Genomic DNA, 20,040 nt, shown 5'->3' on the forward strand with positions numbered 1-20,040 from the left:
GAAATGAAAAACACCACAGATAAAAATAATAAGCTTTCCTTATTAGGTTCCATATCTCTTGGTACAGGCGTAATGATTGGTGCTGGCATATTTGTCCTTATGGGGCAAATAGCAGAGTTGGTGGGTGATCTATTTCCCATTGCATTTATTGCAGGTGCTGTTGTGGTGGGTTTTAGCTCATATTCCTATGTCAAGTTTTCAAATGCTTTTCCATCGTCTGGAGGTGTGGTTAAATTCCTTAACAAATCCTATGGACCTGGAACAACAACAGGGTTTTATTCTTTGCTGATGTACGTATCAATGGTAGTTTCCGAAAGTCTGGTGGCGGGCACTTTTGGAGCATATACGTTGAGACTATTTCCCGAGTCCTATGCAGGTTATGCCTCTACCCTGGGTGTTGGGCTAATTGTTGTTGCTTATATAGTGAACATCCTGGGCAATAAGGTTATTGGTGCCACCGCGACATTTACCGCTATTATAAAGGTAGTGGGAATAGCAATTTTAGCTATTGCCGGCCTTGCAATTTCAGGTTTTGCCGATATTACGGGAAACTATATTCCCAAAAATACTGAGACATTACCACAAGGCTTCGGATTTGTGGCCGCTTTGGCGTTATCTATCCTTGCTTATAAAGGCTTTACCACTATCACGAACCAAGGGGACGATATTAAAAACCCGCATAAAAATCTTGGTAGGTCTATCGTGTTTTCCATACTTATCTGCACACTGATATATGTAGCCTTGGCATTAGCTGTTGCGGGAGGTTTAAGCATTCCTGAAATAATCGAAGCTAAAGATTATGCCCTTGCAGCCGCCGCAAAACCTGTTTTTGGGGAATGGGGTTCCTGGATTACCATTGGCATTGCCATTATTGCCACGGTTTCTGGGGTCATTGCCAGTATCTTTTCCTCTTCACGCTTGTTGGCAATGCTCAGCAATATGAAACAGGTGCCTTCTTTAACCAAACTTGGTAGCTTAAAAAATCCAGCACTCATATTTACCGTTTCCCTTGCCATTTTATTGACAATCCTGTTTGATTTAACAAGAATTGCATCCATTGGGGCTATATTTTACCTCGTTATGGATATCGCAATTCATTGGGGGCTTTTCCGCAATCTTAGAAAAGAAGTGGATTTTAAACCAATTATCCCCGTGATTGCCATTATACTGGATGTTGCAGTACTCTCGGCCTTTATTTATATAAAATATCTGAACGATCCTTTGGTTCTTATTGTCGCGGCAATTGGGATTGTTCTAATACTTGTGGCGGAACGCCTTTTTATGATTTCACATACAGACGATGAAGGTAATATGCCGATGGGAATGAAGAATACAAGTGACAAAAACAATAAAACATAATTAATTAAAAACAATTTATATGAAAAATGTAGCAGTTATAGGTTACGGAGTCATTGGAAAAAGAGTGGCCGATGCCATCAACTTACAAGACGATATGAAGCTTTCAGGTGTTTGCGATATCATCAGCGATTGGCGTATTCAAAATGCAGTAAGAAAGAATTACAACATATACGCAGCAACTCAAGATGCAGCTGATAATATGAAATCTGAAGGGATTTCTGTTAAAGGCAATATGCAGGAACTTTTAAAGAAATCAGACCTTGTTGTGGACTGTACGCCTAAAAAGATTGCTGCTCAAAATGTAGCGATTTATAAAGAACAGAATATAAAGTTTATTTTGCACGGTGGCGAAAAACACGAAACCACAGGGCATTCCTTTAGTGCAGAAAATAATTACAAATCCGCTCTAAACTTGAATGCGACAAGAGTAGTTTCGTGTAATACTACGTCTATTTTAAGAACCTTGACCGCTTTAAAAAGAGCCGATTTATTGGATTATGCCAGAGGTACACTTTTAAGAAGAGCTACAGACCCTTGGGAAAGTCATTTAGGTGGTATTATGAATACGATGGTTCCCGAAAAAGATATCCCAAGCCATCAAGGTCCAGATGCTAAAAGTGTTGACCCAGAATTGGATGTCATCACCGCAGCGGTAAAAGTACCCGAAACATTGAGCCATATGCACTACTGGAATGTGAAATTGAAAAAGCAGGCGACAAAGGAAGAAGTGCTAAATGCTTTCAAAACTTCAAGTCGTATTAAACTAATTCGGTATGACCAAGGCTTGGTTTCTAACAACACCATTAAGGAAATGTTTCTGGATATGGGAAGACCTTGGGGCGATATGTATGAAGTTGCTCTTTGGGAAGATATGCTGAAAGTAGATGGCGACGAACTTTTCTATGCTTATATAGTCGATAATCAAGCTATTGTAATCCCGGAAACAATTGATGCTATTAGGGCATTAACTGGAATTGAAACAGATGGTACAAAATCCATAGCCAAAACAAATGAAAGTTTAGGAATCCATTAAATACTATCAAGATGAAAACAGACAAGAATATAGTAGAACTTTTAGGAGAAAAAGCAGACTTCTATTTAGAACACGTTTGTGAAAAAATAACAAAAGATGAGTTACAAACACCAAGCACAAATAGTATAGACAAGGTGTTTGGCAATAGCAACAGAAATTCACAGGTACTTCGTAGCCTTTCCCAATTATACAATCACGGAAATCTGGCAGGAACTGGTTATTTAAGTATCCTTCCTGTTGACCAAGGTATTGAGCATAGCGCGGCCTTTTCATTCTATAAAAACCCAGATTATTTCGACCCAGAGAACATTATAAAACTCGCCCTTGAGGCCGGTTGTAATGGGGTGGCTTCCACGTTTGGGGTTTTGGGTTTGAATGCCCGAAAATATGCCCATAAAATCCCTTTTATCGTTAAGATTAACCACAATGAACTGCTTACCTACCCGAACAAATATGACCAAACACTCTTTGGTAAGGTAAAAACCGCTTGGGATATGGGAGCAATTGCCGTAGGAGCTACGATTTATTTTGGTTCAGCGGAAAGTAACAGACAACTCAAAGAAATAGCAGAGGCTTTTGAAGAAGCTCATAATCTTGGTATGGCTACCATTTTATGGTGCTATACACGAAATGAAGCTTTTAAAACCGATAAAGAAGATTATCACGCATCGGCCGATGTAACCGGACAAGCCAATCATATTGGAGTAACGATACAGGCAGACATCATCAAACAAAAATTACCTACCAATAATTTTGGTTTCAAAGAGATAGGATTTGGAAAATATGATGATGAAATGTATAAAACCCTTACCACAGACCACCCTATTGACCTTTGCAGGTTGCAAGTAGCCAATTGCTATATGGGTAAAATAGGGCTGATTAATTCAGGTGGTGGTTCCAAAGGCAAATCAGATTTGTCCGAAGCTGTAACAACTGCCGTTATCAATAAAAGGGCTGGTGGTTCTGGGCTGATAATGGGAAGAAAAGCATTTCAAAAACCCTTTAGCGAAGGCGTAAGAGTATTACAATCCGTTCAGGAAGTGTATCTGGATAATAAAATTAATATAGCATAATCAACAGAATGTTTGACACAGAGATAAAATCATTAAAATCACTTAACCACTACCTCCTTAAACTGGTAGAAAGCCGTCTATGGCTTAAAGTAATCATTGCCTTGTTTTTAGGTGTTGGATTTGGTCTGCTATTGAGCCCACAAAATGGATGGATTTCTAAAGAAACAGCAGATATCGCGGGGAATTGGCTGGCATTGCCTGGTGTCCTGTTTCTGAAACTGGTTCAAATGATTATGATTCCGTTGATTGTGGCTTCCATCATTACTGGAATAGCAAGTAATGATAAGGACAATCTAAAAAAATTAGGTGGTGGGGTTTTGTTATATTTTCTAGGTACTACGATAGTTTCGGTAAGTTTGGGTGTCATACTATCTCAACTTTTTAGACCTGGTCGCTTTTTACATCAACAGGCTCTAGCTGAACATAATGAAATTACAGCTGTTCCAACGGAAAATCCAGAGCTTTCCTTCGGAATTGAAACGATTCCTGATGCCATCTCAAACTTACTTCCCGAAAACCCGTTGGCATCTATGGTAAGTGGTGAAATGTTAAGCATTGTAATTTTCACAATCATTATTGGTGTAGCTGTGCTATCACTTGAAAATGCCTTACTGCGCCCAGTGAAGCTGCTTCTAAGTGCCATTCAGGAAGTCTGTATGACAGTAGTAAAATGGTCAATGCTTCTAGTGCCTATTGCTGTTTTCGGACTTATGGCGCAGCTCACCTCTAGCGTTGGTTTGAGTTCTCTATCTGGCCTCACCTACTATGTGGGTGTCGTCTTGCTCGGTCTGTTATTCTTAGTGATTTTCTATTTAGGGCTAATTGTGCTTCTTGGAAAATCAAACCCTATGCATTTCCTGAAAAAAATAAGGGATGTTCAGCTATTGGCTTTTTCAACCACAAGCTCTGCCGCTGTGATGCCACTTTCTCTTCAAACAGCCGAAGAAAAACTAAAGGTGGACAAGACCATTAGCAATTTTATCATTCCCATTGGCGCAACCGTCAATATGGATGGTACTGCACTCTATCAAACGATAACAACCCTTTTTATAGCCCAAGCCTATGGACTGGAAATGAGTTTGCTCAATATTATTGTGGTCATTGTAACTATCGTTGCTGCTTCAATCGGCACACCTGCCATTCCCGGAGGTGGTGTGGTGATACTCGCTTCTGTTTTGGGAAGTGTCGGTATTCCAGCCGAAGGCATCATCATTATCATTGGTGTAGAAAGATTGTTGGGAATGTTCAGGACTGCTGTAAACGTAACGGGTGACCTTACAGCTTGTATGGTTTTTAATAGGTTGTATGGTATAAAAAATACTGAAATTCTTAAAAAAGAAGCTTTATAACTATGGATAGTACTATAAAACATATAGGTGTATTTACCTCTGGAGGTGATAGTCCAGGGATGAATGCAGCCTTGTACGCCATTACAAAAACGGCTGAAGTAAATGGTATAAACGTAAGCGGCTTTCGAAAAGGATATGAAGGATTGATAGACGGTGACTTGGTTCAATTAAAATCACACGAATTACAAAAACTGACCCAAAAGGGTGGCACTATCCTTAAGACAGCCCGAAGCAAACGTTTTCTCGAACTGGAAGGTCGAAAAAAAGCCTTGCAAACTCTAAATGTAAACAAAATAGACGCTTTAATTGCCATTGGTGGTGATGGTACATTTAAAGGATTACTTGCTTTTTCAGAGATATGCGATATCCCATTCATAGGGATTCCCGGAACTATTGATAACGATATTTCGGGTACGGATTACACCCTTGGTTTTGATTCCGCAGTTAACACAGCCATTGAAAATATTGATAAAATAAGGGATACTGCCGAATCCCATAACCGTGTGTTCATTGTTGAAGTAATGGGAAGGGATTCGGGTTACATCGGTATTCATTCTGGATTGATGGTTGGTGCGGACGCCATATTAATTCCGGAGAGCGGTACGGACTTTATTAACCTTTTGGGTAAGGTGAAAAATTACGATAGCGAGGATGCTTTTCTAATCGTAGTTTCTGAAGGTGACGAAATTGGTGCCGAACTTGTTTCTTCAAAAATAAAGGAAGTCAACCCCAATGTCGATTTACGAATTACAAAACTTGGGCACGTACAGCGTGGTGGAAATTCTTCTGCTTTGGATAGAATGTTGGGCATTAGACTTGGAGTGGCGGCTGTGAAAACACTTTTACAAGGTAAAAAAAATGTAATGGTAGGAGTCTTAAATAATCAATTGCATCTAACCCCTTTTGAAGTGGTGGTCAAGCAACATCAAGTAGATAATGAATTGTATGAACTTTTAGAATTATTTGGAAAGTAAGAAATGATAGAAGCCTTTAAAAATATCAACCCTTTCATCCTTGGATTGCTCATCAGTCTGGGCATTGGCCTTATTCTTGGGCTGGAACGTGAATATGATAAATTGAAGGAAGAACAAGGCTTTGCAGGTATAAGAACCTTCCCAATTGTTGCCATTATTGGTTTTATATTGGGAAATCTTTCCCCAACCTATACACCTTGGTTGGTCATTATCATTGCGGCAGCATTTCTTTTGTTTCTGTCTTTGAGTCATCTTTCCATAGTACAAAAGCATATTATGACTGGTATTACCACCAATATGGCCTTGTTCGCTACGCTAATTTTGGGTGTTATGGTTGCCAATCATTTGCATAAGGAAGCAGTTGCGACCGCAGTAGTCGTGGTTACGCTGTTATCATTGAAAACGACCTTTAATACATTCATTAAGAATATTACTTCTGAAGAGCTCTTTGCTTTTATTAAGTTTTCAATTATTGCGCTTCTTATTTTGCCTTTCTTACCAAATCAAGATTATGGTCCAGAGGGATTACTTAACCCTTTTGAGATTGGAGCGATAATAGTGATAGTGTCATTTCTGAATTTCATTGGTTACTTTCTTGTAAAATATGTAGGTTCTAAACGTGGTATTCTGCTCACTGCTATTTTAGGCGGATTGATTTCAAGTACCGCAGTAGCTTGGATATATGCTTCGCGAAGTAAGGAATCGCCAGAACTTTCAAAAGAATATGCTGCGGGTATCATTATAGCTTCCGCAATTATGTTTCCCAGACTTGCGATTCTGGCCTATATTTTCAATAGTGCCATACTTTTAAATTTAGTCATTCCATTTACTATTCTTACCCTTATCTGCTTGATAAGCGCACTCTTATTCATCAAAAAGAATACAGATGTCACAAAAACAGCTATCAATCTGGGTAATCCGCTCAATATTTGGAACGCCCTTGGGTTTGGTGGTATTTATGTGGTCATCCTGTTTGCAGTTTTTTATGGAAATCAATTTTTTGGCGAAAGCGGTTTATACTATTCAGCCCTAATTGCAGGATTGGCAGATACGGATGCAATAACTATTAGTATGGCAAAATTTGGGTCATTGGAAGAAAAACTCACGCTGGCCACCAATGTCATTATAACAGCAACCATAAGCAATATGATTGTAAAACTTGGTATTACCTATTTCAAAGGTTCTAAAAAGACCGGGAAACTCGTGATGCTAATTTTTGGAACTGTTGTCATCGTAGGGTTAGTATATATTTTAATACAGTTAGGAAATTAAAAAAAGTGAAATGAAAACAACAGTATTCAGCACGCATAAGTTTGAAGAGCCGTATCTCGTAAAAGCGAATGATGGCAAGCATCAATTAAAGCTGCTTGAGAGTCGTTTAACTCAAGAAACTGCTATTCTCGCAACGGGTTCTAAAGCAGTAAGTCTATTTACGGGCGATGATGCCTCGGCACACATTCTTGAAAAATTCAATGCTTTTGGCATAAAATATATTGCTCTGCGTTCAGCAGGATTCAATCACGTGGATTTAGCAAAAGCAGCTGAACTGGATATGAAGGTGGCACGTGTTCCAGCCTATTCCCCTTATGCCATTGCAGAGCATACAATGGCGCTCATACTTGCATTAAACCGAAAATTGATTAAAGCACACAACAGGGTTCGTGACCAGAATTTCTCATTGAACGGTCTTACCGGTTTCGACCTCAATGGAAAAACCGTCGGCGTTATCGGGACTGGAAAAATTGGGTCTGTATTGGTAAAAATACTACACGGTTTTGGTTGTAAAATACTTGTTCAGGATGTCATTGAGGATGAAAATTTAATCAAGTTTTACAATGTAATCTATACCAATTGTGAAACTATTTGTAAGCAGTCCGATATCATAAGCTTACACGTACCACTAACGTCTTCAACGAAACACTTGATTGATGCAAAACATATTTCATTAATGAAGCAAGGCGTAATGCTTATCAATACAAGTCGTGGTGGATTGGTCGATACCAAAGCTGTTATCGAAGGATTGAAAACTAAAAAAATTGGGTATTTCGGAATAGATGTGTATGAGGAAGAAGAAGGATTGTTCTTTGAAGACCATTCCGATGACATTTTGCAAGACGATGTCATTGCACGCTTAATGACTTTTAATAATGTTTTAATTACCAGTCATCAGGCCTTTTTAACCGAAACTGCATTGACAAATATTGCTGAAACCACAATATATAATCTGGATTGTTTTGAAAAAGGCAAAGTTTCAGGAAACGAAGTTTCTTGATTAAGAAGCAAAAAATAGTAGTAACACTTAAATCTTAAAATTATGAAACGAGTAAAAAATAAAGTAGCCATTGTCACAGGAGGAGCATCTGGTTTGGGAAAATCAAGTGCTAAACTATTGGCACGAGAAGGAGCAAAAATAGTCGTGTCCGATATAGACGAAGAAGGTGGTAAAAAAGTAGTTCAACAAATAAAAGAAGACGGTGGTGAGGCCATATTCATTAAACAAGATGTTGCCAAAGAAGATGAATGGAAAAACGTTATTGAAACTACCCTTGAAACTTATGGGAAATTACACATTTTAGCAAATTCTGCTGGAATAGGGCTCGGAGGAACAGTTGAAGATGTAACCCTTGAAGATTGGAAAAACCTTATAGATATAAACCTAAATGGCACTTTTTTAGGCACCAAATATGGTATAAAAGGTATGAGGAAAACAGATGAAGGTGGTTCCATCATTAACTTCTCTTCCATTGAAGGACTTATCGGTGACCCCAATTTACCTGCGTATAACGCAAGTAAAGGCGGTGTTACCATTTTCACTAAATCTGCCGCCCTACATTGTGCTAAACAAGGCTATGGCATCCGTATCAATTCTATCCATCCTGCTTATATCTGGACCCCAATGGTAGAGAATTTTCTCAAGGCTCAAGGTGACGTAGAAGAAGGCAAAAAACAATTGGAAAGTTTACATCCAATTGGTCATTTGGGAGAACCTGACGATATAGGGTACGGAGTTGTATATCTGGCCTCTGATGAATCCAAATTTATGACCGGTTCCGAACTGGTTATCGATGGTGGCTATACCGCCCAATAAGAAAAACAATAAAACTAAAATTATGAAAAACATACTCGTACCTACCGATTTCTCGAAAAACTGCACTAAAGCAGCAAATCTTGGTATCGAAATAGCCAAACTATACGATGCAGAGATACACTTTTTACATCAAATGACTACCCCTGTTGATTGGGTAAAACTGGATAAACAAAAAGAAAAAAGGTATCCCGAAACTTTAAAGGAAATTGGAGTCGTTAAATCAAAATTGCGGGAACTGGAAAAAAAGGCTGAGCACGAAGGTCTTAAATGTCGAACTTTTCTTCAATTTGATTCGGGACAGAAAGATATTTTAGAACATTCTGGTCATTTCCATCACGATTTCATCGTTACCGGCAGCAGTGGAACCAAAGGTGTCATTAGAGAAATTACGGGTAGTAATGTTGAAAAAATAGTTCGAAAAGCCAATGCACCCATTATCGTTGTCAAAGAAGAGGATGTAACGTTTCCCTTCAAGGACATTCTATTTGTTTCTTCTTTTGAAGAGGATGTCACGCATCCATTTCAAGAAATCTTGTCAATAGCCAAAAAATGCGATGCTAAAATCCATTTGTTACGAGTAAACACAGAAACTGACTTTAATAGCATAGAGCTTGGCTTAAATCCTGTAAAGGAATTTCTTGAAAAATTCCCCAATCTGAAGAACTTCTCAATGAGCGTCCATAATGAGTCTTCCGTAGAGGCAGGCATCAATACATTTTTAAAACATCAGCCCGCAGATTTAATTGCAATGAGCACCCACGGAAAAACGGGATTTTTGAGCCTATTTTCAAAAAGTATTGCCGAAGGTGTTACAAACCATTCTTCTCTACCTGTAATGACCATACATATTAAAAAATGAAAAATCCAATCAACATAGTAAAGTATTCAGGTGATGTGGTAGCCTTTGATGTAGATAAGCTTATCAATTCCTTAAGGCGTTCACAAGCGAGCGAAGAATTAATTCAGCAAATAGTTGAACAAGTCGAAGGTCAACTCTATGATGGAATTACCACAAAAAAAATCTATCAGATGGCATTTAAAATGCTTAAGCGTAAATCTCGTGTAAGTGCCTCAAAATACAAGCTAAAAAAAGCGATAATGGAATTAGGGCCATCAGGATTTCCTTTTGAAAAATTTGTTGGTAAGATTTTAGAGATGGAAGGCTTTAGCACAAATGTGGGAGTTATTGTTCAAGGTAATTGTGTACAGCACGAAGTTGATGTTATCGCCCAAAAAGAAAACAAACACTATATGATTGAATGCAAATACCATAGCGACCAAGGCAGATTTTGTAATGTAAAAATCCCATTATATATCCATTCACGGTTTTTGGACGTAGAAAAGCAATGGGAACACCAAAAAGGTCACGAGGCTAAACTTCATAAAGGAGCTGTGTACACCAATACGCGTTTCACAACCGATGCCATTCAGTACGGGAAATGTGTTGGAATGCTTTTAAGCAGTTGGGATTATCCAAGAGGAAATGGTCTCAAGGACAGAATAGATAAATCTGGGCTACATCCCTTAACCGCTTTAACAACACTTACTAAAGCTGAAAAAACAAAATTATTAGATGAAGGCATCGTACTCTGTAAAGAGCTTCACGAAACCCCAAAAATTTTAGAACAAGTAGGAGTGCCAAAATCAAGACACAAAAAGGTTCTCGAAGATTCAAGAGAATTATGTGGAATTCATTAGAGCACTACTTAAATTTTTAATCTAAATAAATAGGACAAATGAAAACAGAAGAACTGAAAGAACAGAACCGTATAGATTTAGAGCCATTTTACCAAGCATTGGAAGATGATTCTAAACTACTTGAAGAAGCCCTCGAAATATTATTGGGTATGGTACACTTCGAGCCTAAATCCGTAAAGAAGTTGGCACTCGTAATAAAAGAGGATTCCCGCAATCTATATAACGAAATAGCGGAATTGAGCAAATCGAACCAAGACAAAGGAAATACGCCTTCCTGTTGTGGTGGACATTAATAAATACTATAACGATGAAAAACAAAAAAATAAACATCCACTTTTTGGGAGCGGCAGGCACCGTGACTGGCTCAAAATATTTGGTGGATACAGGAGATAGAAAGATACTTATAGACTGTGGCCTCTTCCAAGGGTTAAAGGAATTACGCCTTAAAAACTGGGAGTACCCACCTGTTAATGTAGGTGATATTGATGCTGTTTTGCTTACCCACGGTCATATGGACCATACAGGTTATTTACCCAGATTGGTAAAACAAGGCTTCAATGGTCCCATTTATGGTACGAATCCTACTTTGGACATTGCAAAAATCATTTTGAATGATAGTGCAAAAATACAGGAGCAAGAAGCCGAACGTGCCAATAAGGAAGGCTATTCCAAACATAGTCCCGCAGAACCATTATACGATTTAAAGGATGTAGAAAAAACTATCCCACACTTTAAAGGAATTCCACAATCACAATGGATTCCGTTATTTGATGGTATTAGGGCTCGCTTCCAATACAACGGACATATTCTGGGTGCAACCTATATTGAGTTGGATGTGCACGGAAAACGTTTTGTCTTTTCAGGAGACATTGGTAGAACCAATGATTTATTGCTCTATCCACCCCTTAAACCAAAAAAAGCGGATGTGCTTTTCATTGAATCCACTTATGGTGGAAGGTTTCATCCCGATGAAATAGAAGCACTTCCACATATTGAAAAATTAGTAAATGATACCATCAACAGAGATGGTAGCTTATTTGTCCCAAGCTTTTCGGTAGAACGTGCCCAGCTAATGATGCTCATCTTTTGGAAATTATTGAAAGAAAAGAAAATCCCCAGAGTACAAATGATTATGGACAGCCCGATGGGTGCCAACGTATTGGAACTGTTTCATAGAACTCGGGATTGGCACAGATTGGAAGACAACGAATGTGACGAAATGTGCTCACACTTTACAGTTGTTAGCAGTTATCGTGAAACAATGGAATTAAGAACAGATTACAAACCAAAAATCGTGATTGCAGGAAGCGGAATGCTCACAGGGGGAAGAATGCTAAACTATCTTGAAACACAGGCACAAAATCCAAATAACACCTTACTTTTTGTAGGCTATCAAGCTGAAGGCACTCGTGGCAGAAAATTATTGGAAGGTGAAAAAGAACTAAAAGTATATGGAAAATGGGTGCCGTTTAAAATGCAAGTAGTAGAAATTGAAGGGCTTTCGGCACACGCAGACCACGCAGAACTTATGGACTGGATGGATAAGATAAAAAACAAACCCGAACGTATTTTCATTGTACACGGTGAAAAAGAGAGTGCAGAAGCATTGCAAAAAGGCATCAAGGAAACCTATGGGTGGGATGCAGAAATTCCGCAATTATACACCATCGAAGAAATAGAATAAATCGAAAAATCACAACAACCAATAAAATATGGACACACACTCAAACATATTAAAATATAAACATCTCGGAATCTATACCCAAAACGAAAATGTAGTGTATATGCGCGAAGATTGCCACGTCTGTATTTCAGAAGGGTTTGAGGCACTTACCCGAATAAGAATATCCAATGCAAATACATCAATCGTAGCAAGTCTTAATGTCCTGAATTCTGATATTCTGTTGCCTAATGAAATCGGACTATCAGATGCTGCCGCGAAAAAACTCAATGTTTCCCCAAACGATACATTATATGTTTCCCATTTAGAGCCTATTGAATCCTTAAGCCACGTCAGGGCAAAAATCTATAACAAAAAACTGGATTATAAGGCCTATAACAACATCATAACCGATATCGTGGAAGGCGATTATTCCAACATCCACCTTTCGGCATTTATTACTGCCTGTGCTGGCGACCGAATGGATATTGATGAAATATCCGACCTAACGAAAGCAATGATTGCTTCCGGAAAGCAACTGAACTGGAACAAGGATATCGTGGTCGACAAACATTGTATTGGCGGATTGCCTGGCAATAGGACAACACCATTGGTAGTTGCCATTGTTGCCGCGTATGGGCTTACTATGCCAAAAACATCCTCACGGGCAATCACTTCGCCAGCAGGCACAGCAGATACAATGGAAGTACTGACCAATGTTACGCTCTCTTCCGAGGAAATAAAGACCGTAGTAGAAAAAGAAGGCGGATGTTTTGTTTGGGGCGGTACAGCGCAGTTAAGTCCTGCCGATGATGTGCTCATTAAAATTGAAAAAGCCTTGGATATTGATAGCGAAGGTCAGCTCATCGCTTCAGTACTCTCTAAAAAGGCAGCAGCTGGTTCTACTCACGTGGTCATTGATATTCCCGTGGGAGAAACCGCCAAGGTTCGCAGTACCGAAATGGCAGAAAAACTAAAAAATCATATGGAAACCGTTGGAACTGCTGTTGGGTTGAATGTAAAAGTTGTAGTTACGGATGGCACGCAGCCTGTTGGAAGGGGTATCGGTCCAACTTTAGAAGCCATAGATATATTAAAAGTTTTGAAAAATGAGGAAGATGCACCTAAAGACTTAACAGAAAGAGCATTGCTTTTAGCTACTGAACTATTAGAACTTTCTGGAAAAGTAGAAAAAGGAAAGGGACAGGAAACCGCACATAAAATTCTCAAATCTGGAAAAGCATATGAAAAATTCGTAGCCATTTGTAAGGCGCAAGGTCAATTTTCAAAACCAGTTTTAGCACCTTATAAAATTGAAATTAAAGCTGAAAAGTCAGGCGTTTTGCAACGAATTGATAACCGTAAAATTGCAAAACTGGCCAAGCTTTCTGGAGCACCACAATCTAAATCGGCAGGGATTCTTCTAAATGTGCATTTGGGAGAACAAATCGAAGAGAACCAACTGCTTTATACCATATATGCTGAATCCAAAGGTGAACTTAATTATGCCTTGGAATATGAAAACAACCATAACGACATCATAACTATAAATTAAAGAACATACTATGAAAACAATATTATTCAGTCTTCCCGGAAATGAAGAACTCACAGAACTAATGGCTACAAAAATGGATGCTGAAGTGGGTCAAGCCACATTAAGGAAATTCCCTGACGGGGAATCATACACGCGCATATTGTCTGATGTTAAAGATAAATGTGTGGTACTGGTATGCACCTTGCACGAACCGGACGAAAAACTGTTGTCACTATATTTTTTAAGCCACACAGCCAAATCATTAGGAGCTATGTGTACCTGTTTGGTAGCACCCTATTTGGCGTATATGCGGCAGGACAAAGTATTTAATGAAGGAGAAGGAGTGACTTCCGGTTTCTTCGGAAAATTGATTTCTGGTTTCGCCGATAGCATTACCACAGTTGACCCTCACTTGCACAGAATTAGTTCGTTGGGAGAAGTGTATCAAATTCCAAATAAAGTGATTCACGCTGCCGACGCAATTTCAGAATGGATTAAAGAAAATATCGAAAACCCGGTACTTATCGGACCTGATTCTGAAAGTGAACAATGGGTATCAGAAGTCGCCAAAAATGCAGGAGCACCATTTACGGTATTACAAAAGGTGCGTCACGGTGACCGTGATGTAGAAGTCTCTGTTCCCGATGTGGATATATATAAAGATGCTACACCCATTTTGGTAGATGATATTATTTCCACAGCCCGAACAATGATTGAAACCGTACAACATCTTAAAAAAGCAGGAATGAAACCACCTATTTGTGTAGGCATTCACGCCGTTTTTTCAGGAAATGCCTATCAAGATTTATTGGATTCCGGAGTAGAAAAAATAGTGACTTGTAATACCATCCCACACTCTTCAAATGGAATAGATTTAAGTGATATTATGGCAAAAGAGGTAAAAAAATTAATGCACCATATATGAAAAAACAAGGCTTTATAGTACTAATCACTTTATTCAGCATCACAATGACTGGACAAACTGAAATGCTTATTGGGCAGATTTCAGGTAGAGTTGTTGTTCGAGAAAATTTTGATGAAGAAGGCTCTTTTTTAAACAAACAAACTTTTGAAGCTGGTGAAACAATAAAGAAAAATGGATACTATGAAATTGAGGTGGTTACGGAATTGTTCGATGAAGACAAAAAATCGACCGATAAATACACCACAACTTATCGTTGCAAGCCTGATGAAGCAAGTATAATGGTAATGGCTTTCCCGTTTTCCAGCCCAAAATCAAAGGAGACCGAAATTAATACCACCTCTAAAAAATTTAAAGACCTCTATGATTTGGACAATCTTGAAGATATAGAATTAGAAATGAGTTTTGATTCGGGCTTGTTGAATTTTTTTGGCTCAAAAAGTACCATAAAAATTTACGACCGAAAATTTAATAATAGCGAAAATAATATTAATTCAAAAATTAACATTAAGGCCTATGCCTTGGGAATTCGCATTAAGCAACTCAATTATACTGTTAACGAGAAATTAAATGCACAAGGTCTATTGACCTTTCAAAAATTTACCGAAGAAGACAACAGTTATTTTACAATGACTTATAAATAAAAATAAATGAAAAATTATAACACCCTTTCAGAAGCTATTAACGATTTGCAGACAAACGAATACCCTTATGATTTCAACTTAAAACCTGAATGTCTGGAATGTGCTTCCCTGAAAATTGAGATTCGACCAGAAGATTTTAAAGTGGATAAAATATATCGCTTTGAAGGAATGAGCAGTACCGATGATAACAGCATTTTATATGCAATATCTTCCAAAAAAGAGCTTAAAGGTCTTTTAGTAGATGCTTATGGCGTCTATGCCGAAAACATATCGGAAGCAATGAGAAAAAAATTACGATAACACTTAAACAAGACAATAATGGAAAATCACGAACACCACAATCACGAAGAAATGGACCATTCAAAAATGGACCACTCTAAGAAAAAACAAAAAAAAGCAGACCATTCTAAAATGAATCATGGAGATGGAGACCATTCAGGTCACAATCCGGGACACGGTCAAATGGGTCACGACCATCATAAAATGATGATTGCAGACTTTAGAAAACGGTTTTGGGTAACACTTGTGCTTACCATTCCCATATTGTTTTTCTCGCCAATGATTCAGGAATTTTTTGGTTATGAATTTTTACTTCCAGGAAATCCATATATCCTTTTTGCACTTTCCACTGTTGTATATTTTTATGGTGGTTGGCCATTTTTAAAAGGGTTTTGGTCTGAAGTCAAAAAAGGTGCACCAGGAATGATGACTTTGATTTCTATGGCAATTTCTGTAGCATATTTTTATAGTACTGCTACCGTTTTTGGTTTAAGAGGTGAAGACTTTTTCTGGGAACTATCAACACTTATATCCATAATGTTGCTTGGCCATTGGATAGAAATGAAAAGTGTGTTAGGTGCGTCAAAAGCCTTACAGTTGTTGGTGAGTATGATGCCTGCAGAAGCGCATAGGGTAAAAGGCGACACCATAGAAGACATCCCTCTCGAAGATTTACTGAAGGATGATGTGATTTTGGTAAAACCAGGTGAAAAAGTTCCGGCTGACGGAATAATAGTAGACGGTTCCAGTTACCTAAATGAATCTATGCTCACAGGTGAATCTAAACCTGTAAAAAAAGATGAAAACGATAAGGTTATTGGTGGTTCGGTAAATGGCAATAGTACCTTAAAAGTAAAAGTTGAACATACTGGAAAGGATAGCTATCTCAACAAGGTTATCAAAATGGTTGAAGAAGCACAAAAAACCAAATCCAAGATGCAAAACCTTTCAGATAGGGCTGCAAAATGGTTAACCTATATCGCTTTGGCTATTGGTTTTGGAACATTAGCAGTATGGTTGATTTTAGGCTTTCCGTTTGTCTATGCTTTAGAAAGAATGGTTACCGTTATGGTTATTGCTTGTCCACACGCATTAGGGCTTGCTATTCCATTGGTGGTTGCGATTTCTACGGCAGTATCTGCTCAAAATGGATTGCTTATTCGAAATAGAACTGCGTTTGAAGAGTCCAGAAAAATTTCAGCTTTGCTTTTTGATAAAACAGGAACACTAACCAAAGGTGATTTTGGTGTCACTCGAATCGAGTCTGTTAACGAGACTTATTCAACAGAGGAAATTTTAAGACTTTCAAGTGCATTGGAACAAAGTTCTGAACATCCAATAGCTGTTGGGATTATTAAAAAAGTAAAAGAAGATAACATAACCATTCCAAAACCTGAAAACTTTAATGCAATTACAGGTAAGGGTGTAGAGGCAAATGTTGAAGGCAAAGAAGTTAAGGTAGTAAGTCCTGGCTATTTAAGAGATGAAAAAATAGACATCCCAAAAGACGCTTATAGTGATGCCGCTGAAACTGTCGTGTTTGTATTAATTGATGGGAAACTGGCAGGTTACATTGCGCTTGCTGATGAAATAAGACCGGAATCTGCCGAGGCAATCAAAATATTTAAAAAGAATAACATTAAAGTTCTAATGGCAACTGGCGATAATGAAAAAACCGCTAAGGCTGTGAGTGAAAAACTTGGATTGGATGGTTACTACGCCGAGGTATTGCCACATCAAAAAGTTGAAATTGTAGAAGAGTTACAGAACAAAGGTGATTTTGTAGCTATGACGGGTGATGGTGTTAATGATGCGCCCGCTCTCGCAAAAGCCGATGTAGGAATTGCAGTAGGCTCAGGTACAGATGTAGCAGCTGAAACTGCCGATATTATTCTGGTCAACAGTAATCCACAGGATATTGCCAATTTAATTCTCTTTGGGAAAGCCACCTACAATAAAATGATTCAGAATTTGATTTGGGCTACAGGATATAATGTCGTGGCTATTCCTTTAGCAGCCGGTGTATTATATTCTTCAGGTTTTGTTTTAGGTCCTGCGGTTGGTGCGGTATTTATGAGCTTAAGTACTATTATAGTAGCTATTAATGCGCAATTATTAAAGCGAAAAATCGGTAAAAAATAAATGGACAAAAAAGAAAAACTCAACAGGATATCTTTAATCCTGTTGAGTTTATTTGTAGTGATGTTGGGTTATGGTATTTTATTGCCAACCCTTCCCTACTATACCGAAAGATTAGCTTTAGGAGATAACCTAGATACTGATTCGATTAACTTTCATATTGGTTTTTTGACCAGTATTTATCCGCTCTTCCAGCTTCTTTTCGTTGTACTCTGGGGCAGGCTATCCGATAAATACGGCCGTAAACCCATTATCATTGTTGGGCTAATCGGCTTTGTAATTATGCAATTACTTACCGGTCTTGCTACATCATTGACGATGCTATATGTTGCTCGCATCTTTGGTGGTATTTTCACGTCATCAGTTATTCCAGTTAGCAACGCATATTTGAGCGACATTACTTCTGAAAAACGAAGAACAAAAATAATGGGTTGGTCGGGTGTTGCCATTAGCTCTGGTGTTATTTTTGGCCCTGTCATTGGTGGCTTTCTGTCTCAAACTGACCTTCATTTAAAATATACGATAGGTCTGCTGCATTTAGACCGATTTTCAGTACCCTTTTTGTTTGCCGCTCTTCTAGGACTTATAGTCTTATTTGTAGTAGCAAAATGGTTAAAAAACACCACTCGCGTACATACGTTCACAACACAAAAAGCGAGCTTGCGATTCACATTTACCAAATATTTTGTCGTATTACTGGGTCTGTCGTTTGTCATCCAATTTGTAGTAACGCTGTTTGAAACTGTCTTTTCAATATATGGGAAAGATGAATTAGGATTTAACAGTAACCAAATAGGTATTGGTTTTATGCTATGTGGTTCAATAATGGCTGTTTTACAACCTTTGTTCGCTACTTACGGAGAGAAGTTTTTATCCACAAAGAAACAAATTGCATTAGGGTTGTTTATATCTGGATTATCCTTAATTGTCTTTCCCTTTTTTAAGAATGAATACTTGGTATATGTGTTAATCGTTGTTTTCGCTGCTGGAGGTGCTATGGTAACCCCAAATTTACTTTCTGCGGTCTCATTAATATCAAAGCAAAATACTGGCAGGAACATTTCTATTCAGAGCTCTACTAATAGCGTTGGTCAAATTCTAGGGCCTGTTTTAGGGACTTGGTTACTCGCAGGTGGTTTTTACTACCCTTTTATAATTGCTGGCAGCATTGTCTTGGCTGTTATTGGTTTTTTATTCTTTTTCAAAAATCCACCATAAGAAAATAAGCACATAAGCTATTAAATTTATCTGACGATCCGTAGGTTGGCCAAAGGCTGCCCGCCATTTACAACTTCTTTCTTTTCGTTTGTTTCCAGAACAGATTTTAACTGGGCCATATCCTTGCTTATCTTCTTCTCCACTACCCTTGCATACTTTTGGGTCGTCGAAAGTTTGGTATGCCCCAATAGCTTGGATACCGTTTCCAAGGGGACATTGTTCATCAGGGTAATAGTGGTCGCAAAAGTGTGTCTGGCCACATGAAAGGTCAGGTGCTTTTTGATTCCGGCATTGCTTGCAATAATCTTTAGGTATTTGTTTACTTTTTGATTGGAATAGACCGGTAAAAGGGTATGCCCATTTTTGACATCGGGAAAATCCGAATACTTATCCAATATCCCCTTGGCCTGGGATAGAAGTGGAACCCTCACCGGGGTCTTGGTCTTTTTCCGTTTGACATTGATCCACTCCTCCCCATCGATACCCGTTACAATATCGCCCCGTTTGAGGAGCTTGACCTCAATATAGCTGAGACCTGTATAACATGCAAAAAGAAAAATATCCTTTACAATGCCCTTGCCGCTATCCCTGATTCCAACAGAAGCCAAGCGTTGAATTTCGGCCTCTTCCAGAAAATCACTGTCGTAATCCTCAAACTTCATGTTGTACTGGTTGAAGGGGTTTTGGGGGATGCACCTGAACTTAAAGGCTATGCCCACCAATTTCTTGAACCGCTCCATGTGCTTCATGATACCATTGTTGGTCAGTGGCTGAGCCTTATTGATCGGAGTACAATTTCTAAGGAAATTCTCAAATTCAACAACGAAGGTATAATCGATGAAGGACAGCCTGATGTCCTGTGAGTTGAACTTTTTCTTTACGAACCGTTTTAGGTAGGTTTCCGTTGCCCCATAATTCTTAGAAGTGCCGGGTTCAAGTTTTGGCATTTCCTTGTCACGGTGGTACTTGATAATATCTTCAAGAGTCCTTAATGTCCTATCCTCTCCGAGATAACGCAGTTTAATGGCGTTGGAGGTGATTACCATACCTTCGGAATACAGTTGCCTATG

19 protein-coding genes are annotated in these 20,040 nt (G+C 38.5%); 18 read left to right on the forward strand and 1 reads right to left on the reverse strand.

The window, feature by feature from the left end:
• Positions 1-3 precede the first annotated feature (3 nt).
• From K1F36_RS16990 to K1F36_RS17075, 18 genes are read left to right on the forward strand one after another with little or no spacing between them, the layout of a single operon-like run.
• A complete protein-coding gene (locus K1F36_RS16990) occupies positions 4-1,359 on the forward strand; it encodes an APC family permease (RefSeq protein ID WP_127137412.1) in 1,356 nt (451 codons plus the stop codon).
• A 19-nt stretch (positions 1,360-1,378) separates the two neighbouring features.
• Positions 1,379-2,392: a type II glyceraldehyde-3-phosphate dehydrogenase gene (locus K1F36_RS16995; protein ID WP_127137413.1), complete on the forward strand. Its 1,014-nt coding sequence runs from the start codon at positions 1,379-1,381 to the stop codon at positions 2,390-2,392.
• An 11-nt stretch (positions 2,393-2,403) separates the two neighbouring features.
• Positions 2,404-3,465, forward strand: a complete 1,062-nt coding sequence (locus tag K1F36_RS17000; RefSeq protein ID WP_127137414.1) for a class I fructose-bisphosphate aldolase — start codon at positions 2,404-2,406, stop codon at positions 3,463-3,465.
• A gap of 8 nt (positions 3,466-3,473) precedes the next feature.
• The gene (locus K1F36_RS17005; RefSeq protein ID WP_220114877.1) at positions 3,474-4,814 is read left to right on the forward strand and encodes a dicarboxylate/amino acid:cation symporter; all 1,341 of its coding nucleotides are present in this window, start codon (positions 3,474-3,476) and stop codon (positions 4,812-4,814) included.
• A 2-nt stretch (positions 4,815-4,816) separates the two neighbouring features.
• Positions 4,817-5,788: an ATP-dependent 6-phosphofructokinase gene (locus tag K1F36_RS17010; protein WP_127137416.1), complete on the forward strand. Its 972-nt coding sequence runs from the start codon at positions 4,817-4,819 to the stop codon at positions 5,786-5,788.
• A gap of 3 nt (positions 5,789-5,791) precedes the next feature.
• Positions 5,792-7,060, forward strand: coding sequence for an MgtC/SapB family protein (locus K1F36_RS17015; RefSeq protein ID WP_127137417.1), 1,269 nt, complete (start codon positions 5,792-5,794; stop codon positions 7,058-7,060).
• 10 nt (positions 7,061-7,070) lie between these two features.
• Positions 7,071-8,060: a 2-hydroxyacid dehydrogenase gene (locus K1F36_RS17020; RefSeq protein WP_009778886.1), complete on the forward strand. Its 990-nt coding sequence runs from the start codon at positions 7,071-7,073 to the stop codon at positions 8,058-8,060.
• A gap of 42 nt (positions 8,061-8,102) precedes the next feature.
• Positions 8,103-8,876, forward strand: coding sequence for an SDR family oxidoreductase (locus tag K1F36_RS17025; protein WP_009778885.1), 774 nt, complete (start codon positions 8,103-8,105; stop codon positions 8,874-8,876).
• Between the two features lie 22 nt (positions 8,877-8,898).
• Positions 8,899-9,735 carry a universal stress protein gene (locus K1F36_RS17030; protein WP_117159490.1) on the forward strand — a complete coding sequence of 279 codons (837 nt, stop codon included), beginning with the start codon at positions 8,899-8,901 and terminating at the stop codon, positions 9,733-9,735.
• Entirely contained in the window at positions 9,732-10,574 is an 843-nt protein-coding gene (locus tag K1F36_RS17035; protein WP_127137418.1) for an ATP cone domain-containing protein, read from the forward strand. The genes K1F36_RS17030 and K1F36_RS17035 overlap by 4 nt, the downstream gene beginning before the upstream one ends.
• A 38-nt stretch (positions 10,575-10,612) precedes the next feature.
• The gene (locus tag K1F36_RS17040; RefSeq protein WP_009778882.1) at positions 10,613-10,867 is read left to right on the forward strand and encodes a hypothetical protein; all 255 of its coding nucleotides are present in this window, start codon (positions 10,613-10,615) and stop codon (positions 10,865-10,867) included.
• A gap of 14 nt (positions 10,868-10,881) precedes the next feature.
• Positions 10,882-12,258: an MBL fold metallo-hydrolase RNA specificity domain-containing protein gene (locus K1F36_RS17045; protein WP_127137419.1), complete on the forward strand. Its 1,377-nt coding sequence runs from the start codon at positions 10,882-10,884 to the stop codon at positions 12,256-12,258.
• 28 nt (positions 12,259-12,286) lie between these two features.
• The gene (locus tag K1F36_RS17050) at positions 12,287-13,789 is read left to right on the forward strand and encodes a thymidine phosphorylase family protein (protein ID WP_008616398.1); all 1,503 of its coding nucleotides are present in this window, start codon (positions 12,287-12,289) and stop codon (positions 13,787-13,789) included.
• Between the two features lie 10 nt (positions 13,790-13,799).
• The gene (locus K1F36_RS17055) at positions 13,800-14,693 is read left to right on the forward strand and encodes a ribose-phosphate pyrophosphokinase (RefSeq protein WP_008616396.1); all 894 of its coding nucleotides are present in this window, start codon (positions 13,800-13,802) and stop codon (positions 14,691-14,693) included.
• The gene (locus K1F36_RS17060) at positions 14,690-15,334 is read left to right on the forward strand and encodes a hypothetical protein (protein ID WP_127137420.1); all 645 of its coding nucleotides are present in this window, start codon (positions 14,690-14,692) and stop codon (positions 15,332-15,334) included. Before K1F36_RS17055 ends, K1F36_RS17060 begins: the two co-directional genes overlap by 4 nt.
• Positions 15,335-15,340: 6 nt before the next feature.
• Positions 15,341-15,634: a hypothetical protein gene (locus K1F36_RS17065; RefSeq protein WP_009778877.1), complete on the forward strand. Its 294-nt coding sequence runs from the start codon at positions 15,341-15,343 to the stop codon at positions 15,632-15,634.
• A gap of 18 nt (positions 15,635-15,652) precedes the next feature.
• Positions 15,653-17,755, forward strand: a complete 2,103-nt coding sequence (locus K1F36_RS17070) for a copper-translocating P-type ATPase (RefSeq protein WP_127137421.1) — start codon at positions 15,653-15,655, stop codon at positions 17,753-17,755.
• Positions 17,756-18,970 carry an MFS transporter gene (locus K1F36_RS17075; protein ID WP_127137422.1) on the forward strand — a complete coding sequence of 405 codons (1,215 nt, stop codon included), beginning with the start codon at positions 17,756-17,758 and terminating at the stop codon, positions 18,968-18,970.
• Between the two features lie 26 nt (positions 18,971-18,996).
• On the opposite strand, the gene K1F36_RS17080 is transcribed toward K1F36_RS17075, so the two are convergent.
• On the reverse strand, positions 18,997-20,040 hold a 1,044-nt coding region (locus tag K1F36_RS17080), incomplete at its 5' end, for a site-specific integrase (protein ID WP_220114878.1).

Origin of the sequence: Flagellimonas abyssi (assembly GCF_019457905.1) — a bacterium.
Classification (GTDB): Bacteria; Bacteroidota; Bacteroidia; order Flavobacteriales; family Flavobacteriaceae; genus Flagellimonas; species Flagellimonas abyssi.

Excerpts from the sequence above, each read along its gene's own strand:
- K1F36_RS16990 (WP_127137412.1), top strand. The coding sequence starts at position 4 with ATGAAAAACACCACAGATAAAAATAATAAGCTTTCCTTATTAGGTTCC.
- K1F36_RS16995 (WP_127137413.1), top strand. The coding sequence starts at position 1,379 with ATGAAAAATGTAGCAGTTATAGGTTACGGAGTCATTGGAAAAAGAGTG.
- K1F36_RS17000 (WP_127137414.1), top strand. The coding sequence starts at position 2,404 with ATGAAAACAGACAAGAATATAGTAGAACTTTTAGGAGAAAAAGCAGAC.
- K1F36_RS17005 (WP_220114877.1), top strand. The coding sequence starts at position 3,474 with ATGTTTGACACAGAGATAAAATCATTAAAATCACTTAACCACTACCTC.
- K1F36_RS17010 (WP_127137416.1), top strand. The coding sequence starts at position 4,817 with ATGGATAGTACTATAAAACATATAGGTGTATTTACCTCTGGAGGTGAT.
- K1F36_RS17015 (WP_127137417.1), top strand. The coding sequence starts at position 5,792 with ATGATAGAAGCCTTTAAAAATATCAACCCTTTCATCCTTGGATTGCTC.
- K1F36_RS17020 (WP_009778886.1), top strand. The coding sequence starts at position 7,071 with ATGAAAACAACAGTATTCAGCACGCATAAGTTTGAAGAGCCGTATCTC.
- K1F36_RS17025 (WP_009778885.1), top strand. The coding sequence starts at position 8,103 with ATGAAACGAGTAAAAAATAAAGTAGCCATTGTCACAGGAGGAGCATCT.
- K1F36_RS17030 (WP_117159490.1), top strand. The coding sequence starts at position 8,899 with ATGAAAAACATACTCGTACCTACCGATTTCTCGAAAAACTGCACTAAA.
- K1F36_RS17035 (WP_127137418.1), top strand. The coding sequence starts at position 9,732 with ATGAAAAATCCAATCAACATAGTAAAGTATTCAGGTGATGTGGTAGCC.
- K1F36_RS17040 (WP_009778882.1), top strand. The coding sequence starts at position 10,613 with ATGAAAACAGAAGAACTGAAAGAACAGAACCGTATAGATTTAGAGCCA.
- K1F36_RS17045 (WP_127137419.1), top strand. The coding sequence starts at position 10,882 with ATGAAAAACAAAAAAATAAACATCCACTTTTTGGGAGCGGCAGGCACC.
- K1F36_RS17050 (WP_008616398.1), top strand. The coding sequence starts at position 12,287 with ATGGACACACACTCAAACATATTAAAATATAAACATCTCGGAATCTAT.
- K1F36_RS17055 (WP_008616396.1), top strand. The coding sequence starts at position 13,800 with ATGAAAACAATATTATTCAGTCTTCCCGGAAATGAAGAACTCACAGAA.
- K1F36_RS17060 (WP_127137420.1), top strand. The coding sequence starts at position 14,690 with ATGAAAAAACAAGGCTTTATAGTACTAATCACTTTATTCAGCATCACA.
- K1F36_RS17065 (WP_009778877.1), top strand. The coding sequence starts at position 15,341 with ATGAAAAATTATAACACCCTTTCAGAAGCTATTAACGATTTGCAGACA.
- K1F36_RS17070 (WP_127137421.1), top strand. The coding sequence starts at position 15,653 with ATGGAAAATCACGAACACCACAATCACGAAGAAATGGACCATTCAAAA.
- K1F36_RS17075 (WP_127137422.1), top strand. The coding sequence starts at position 17,756 with ATGGACAAAAAAGAAAAACTCAACAGGATATCTTTAATCCTGTTGAGT.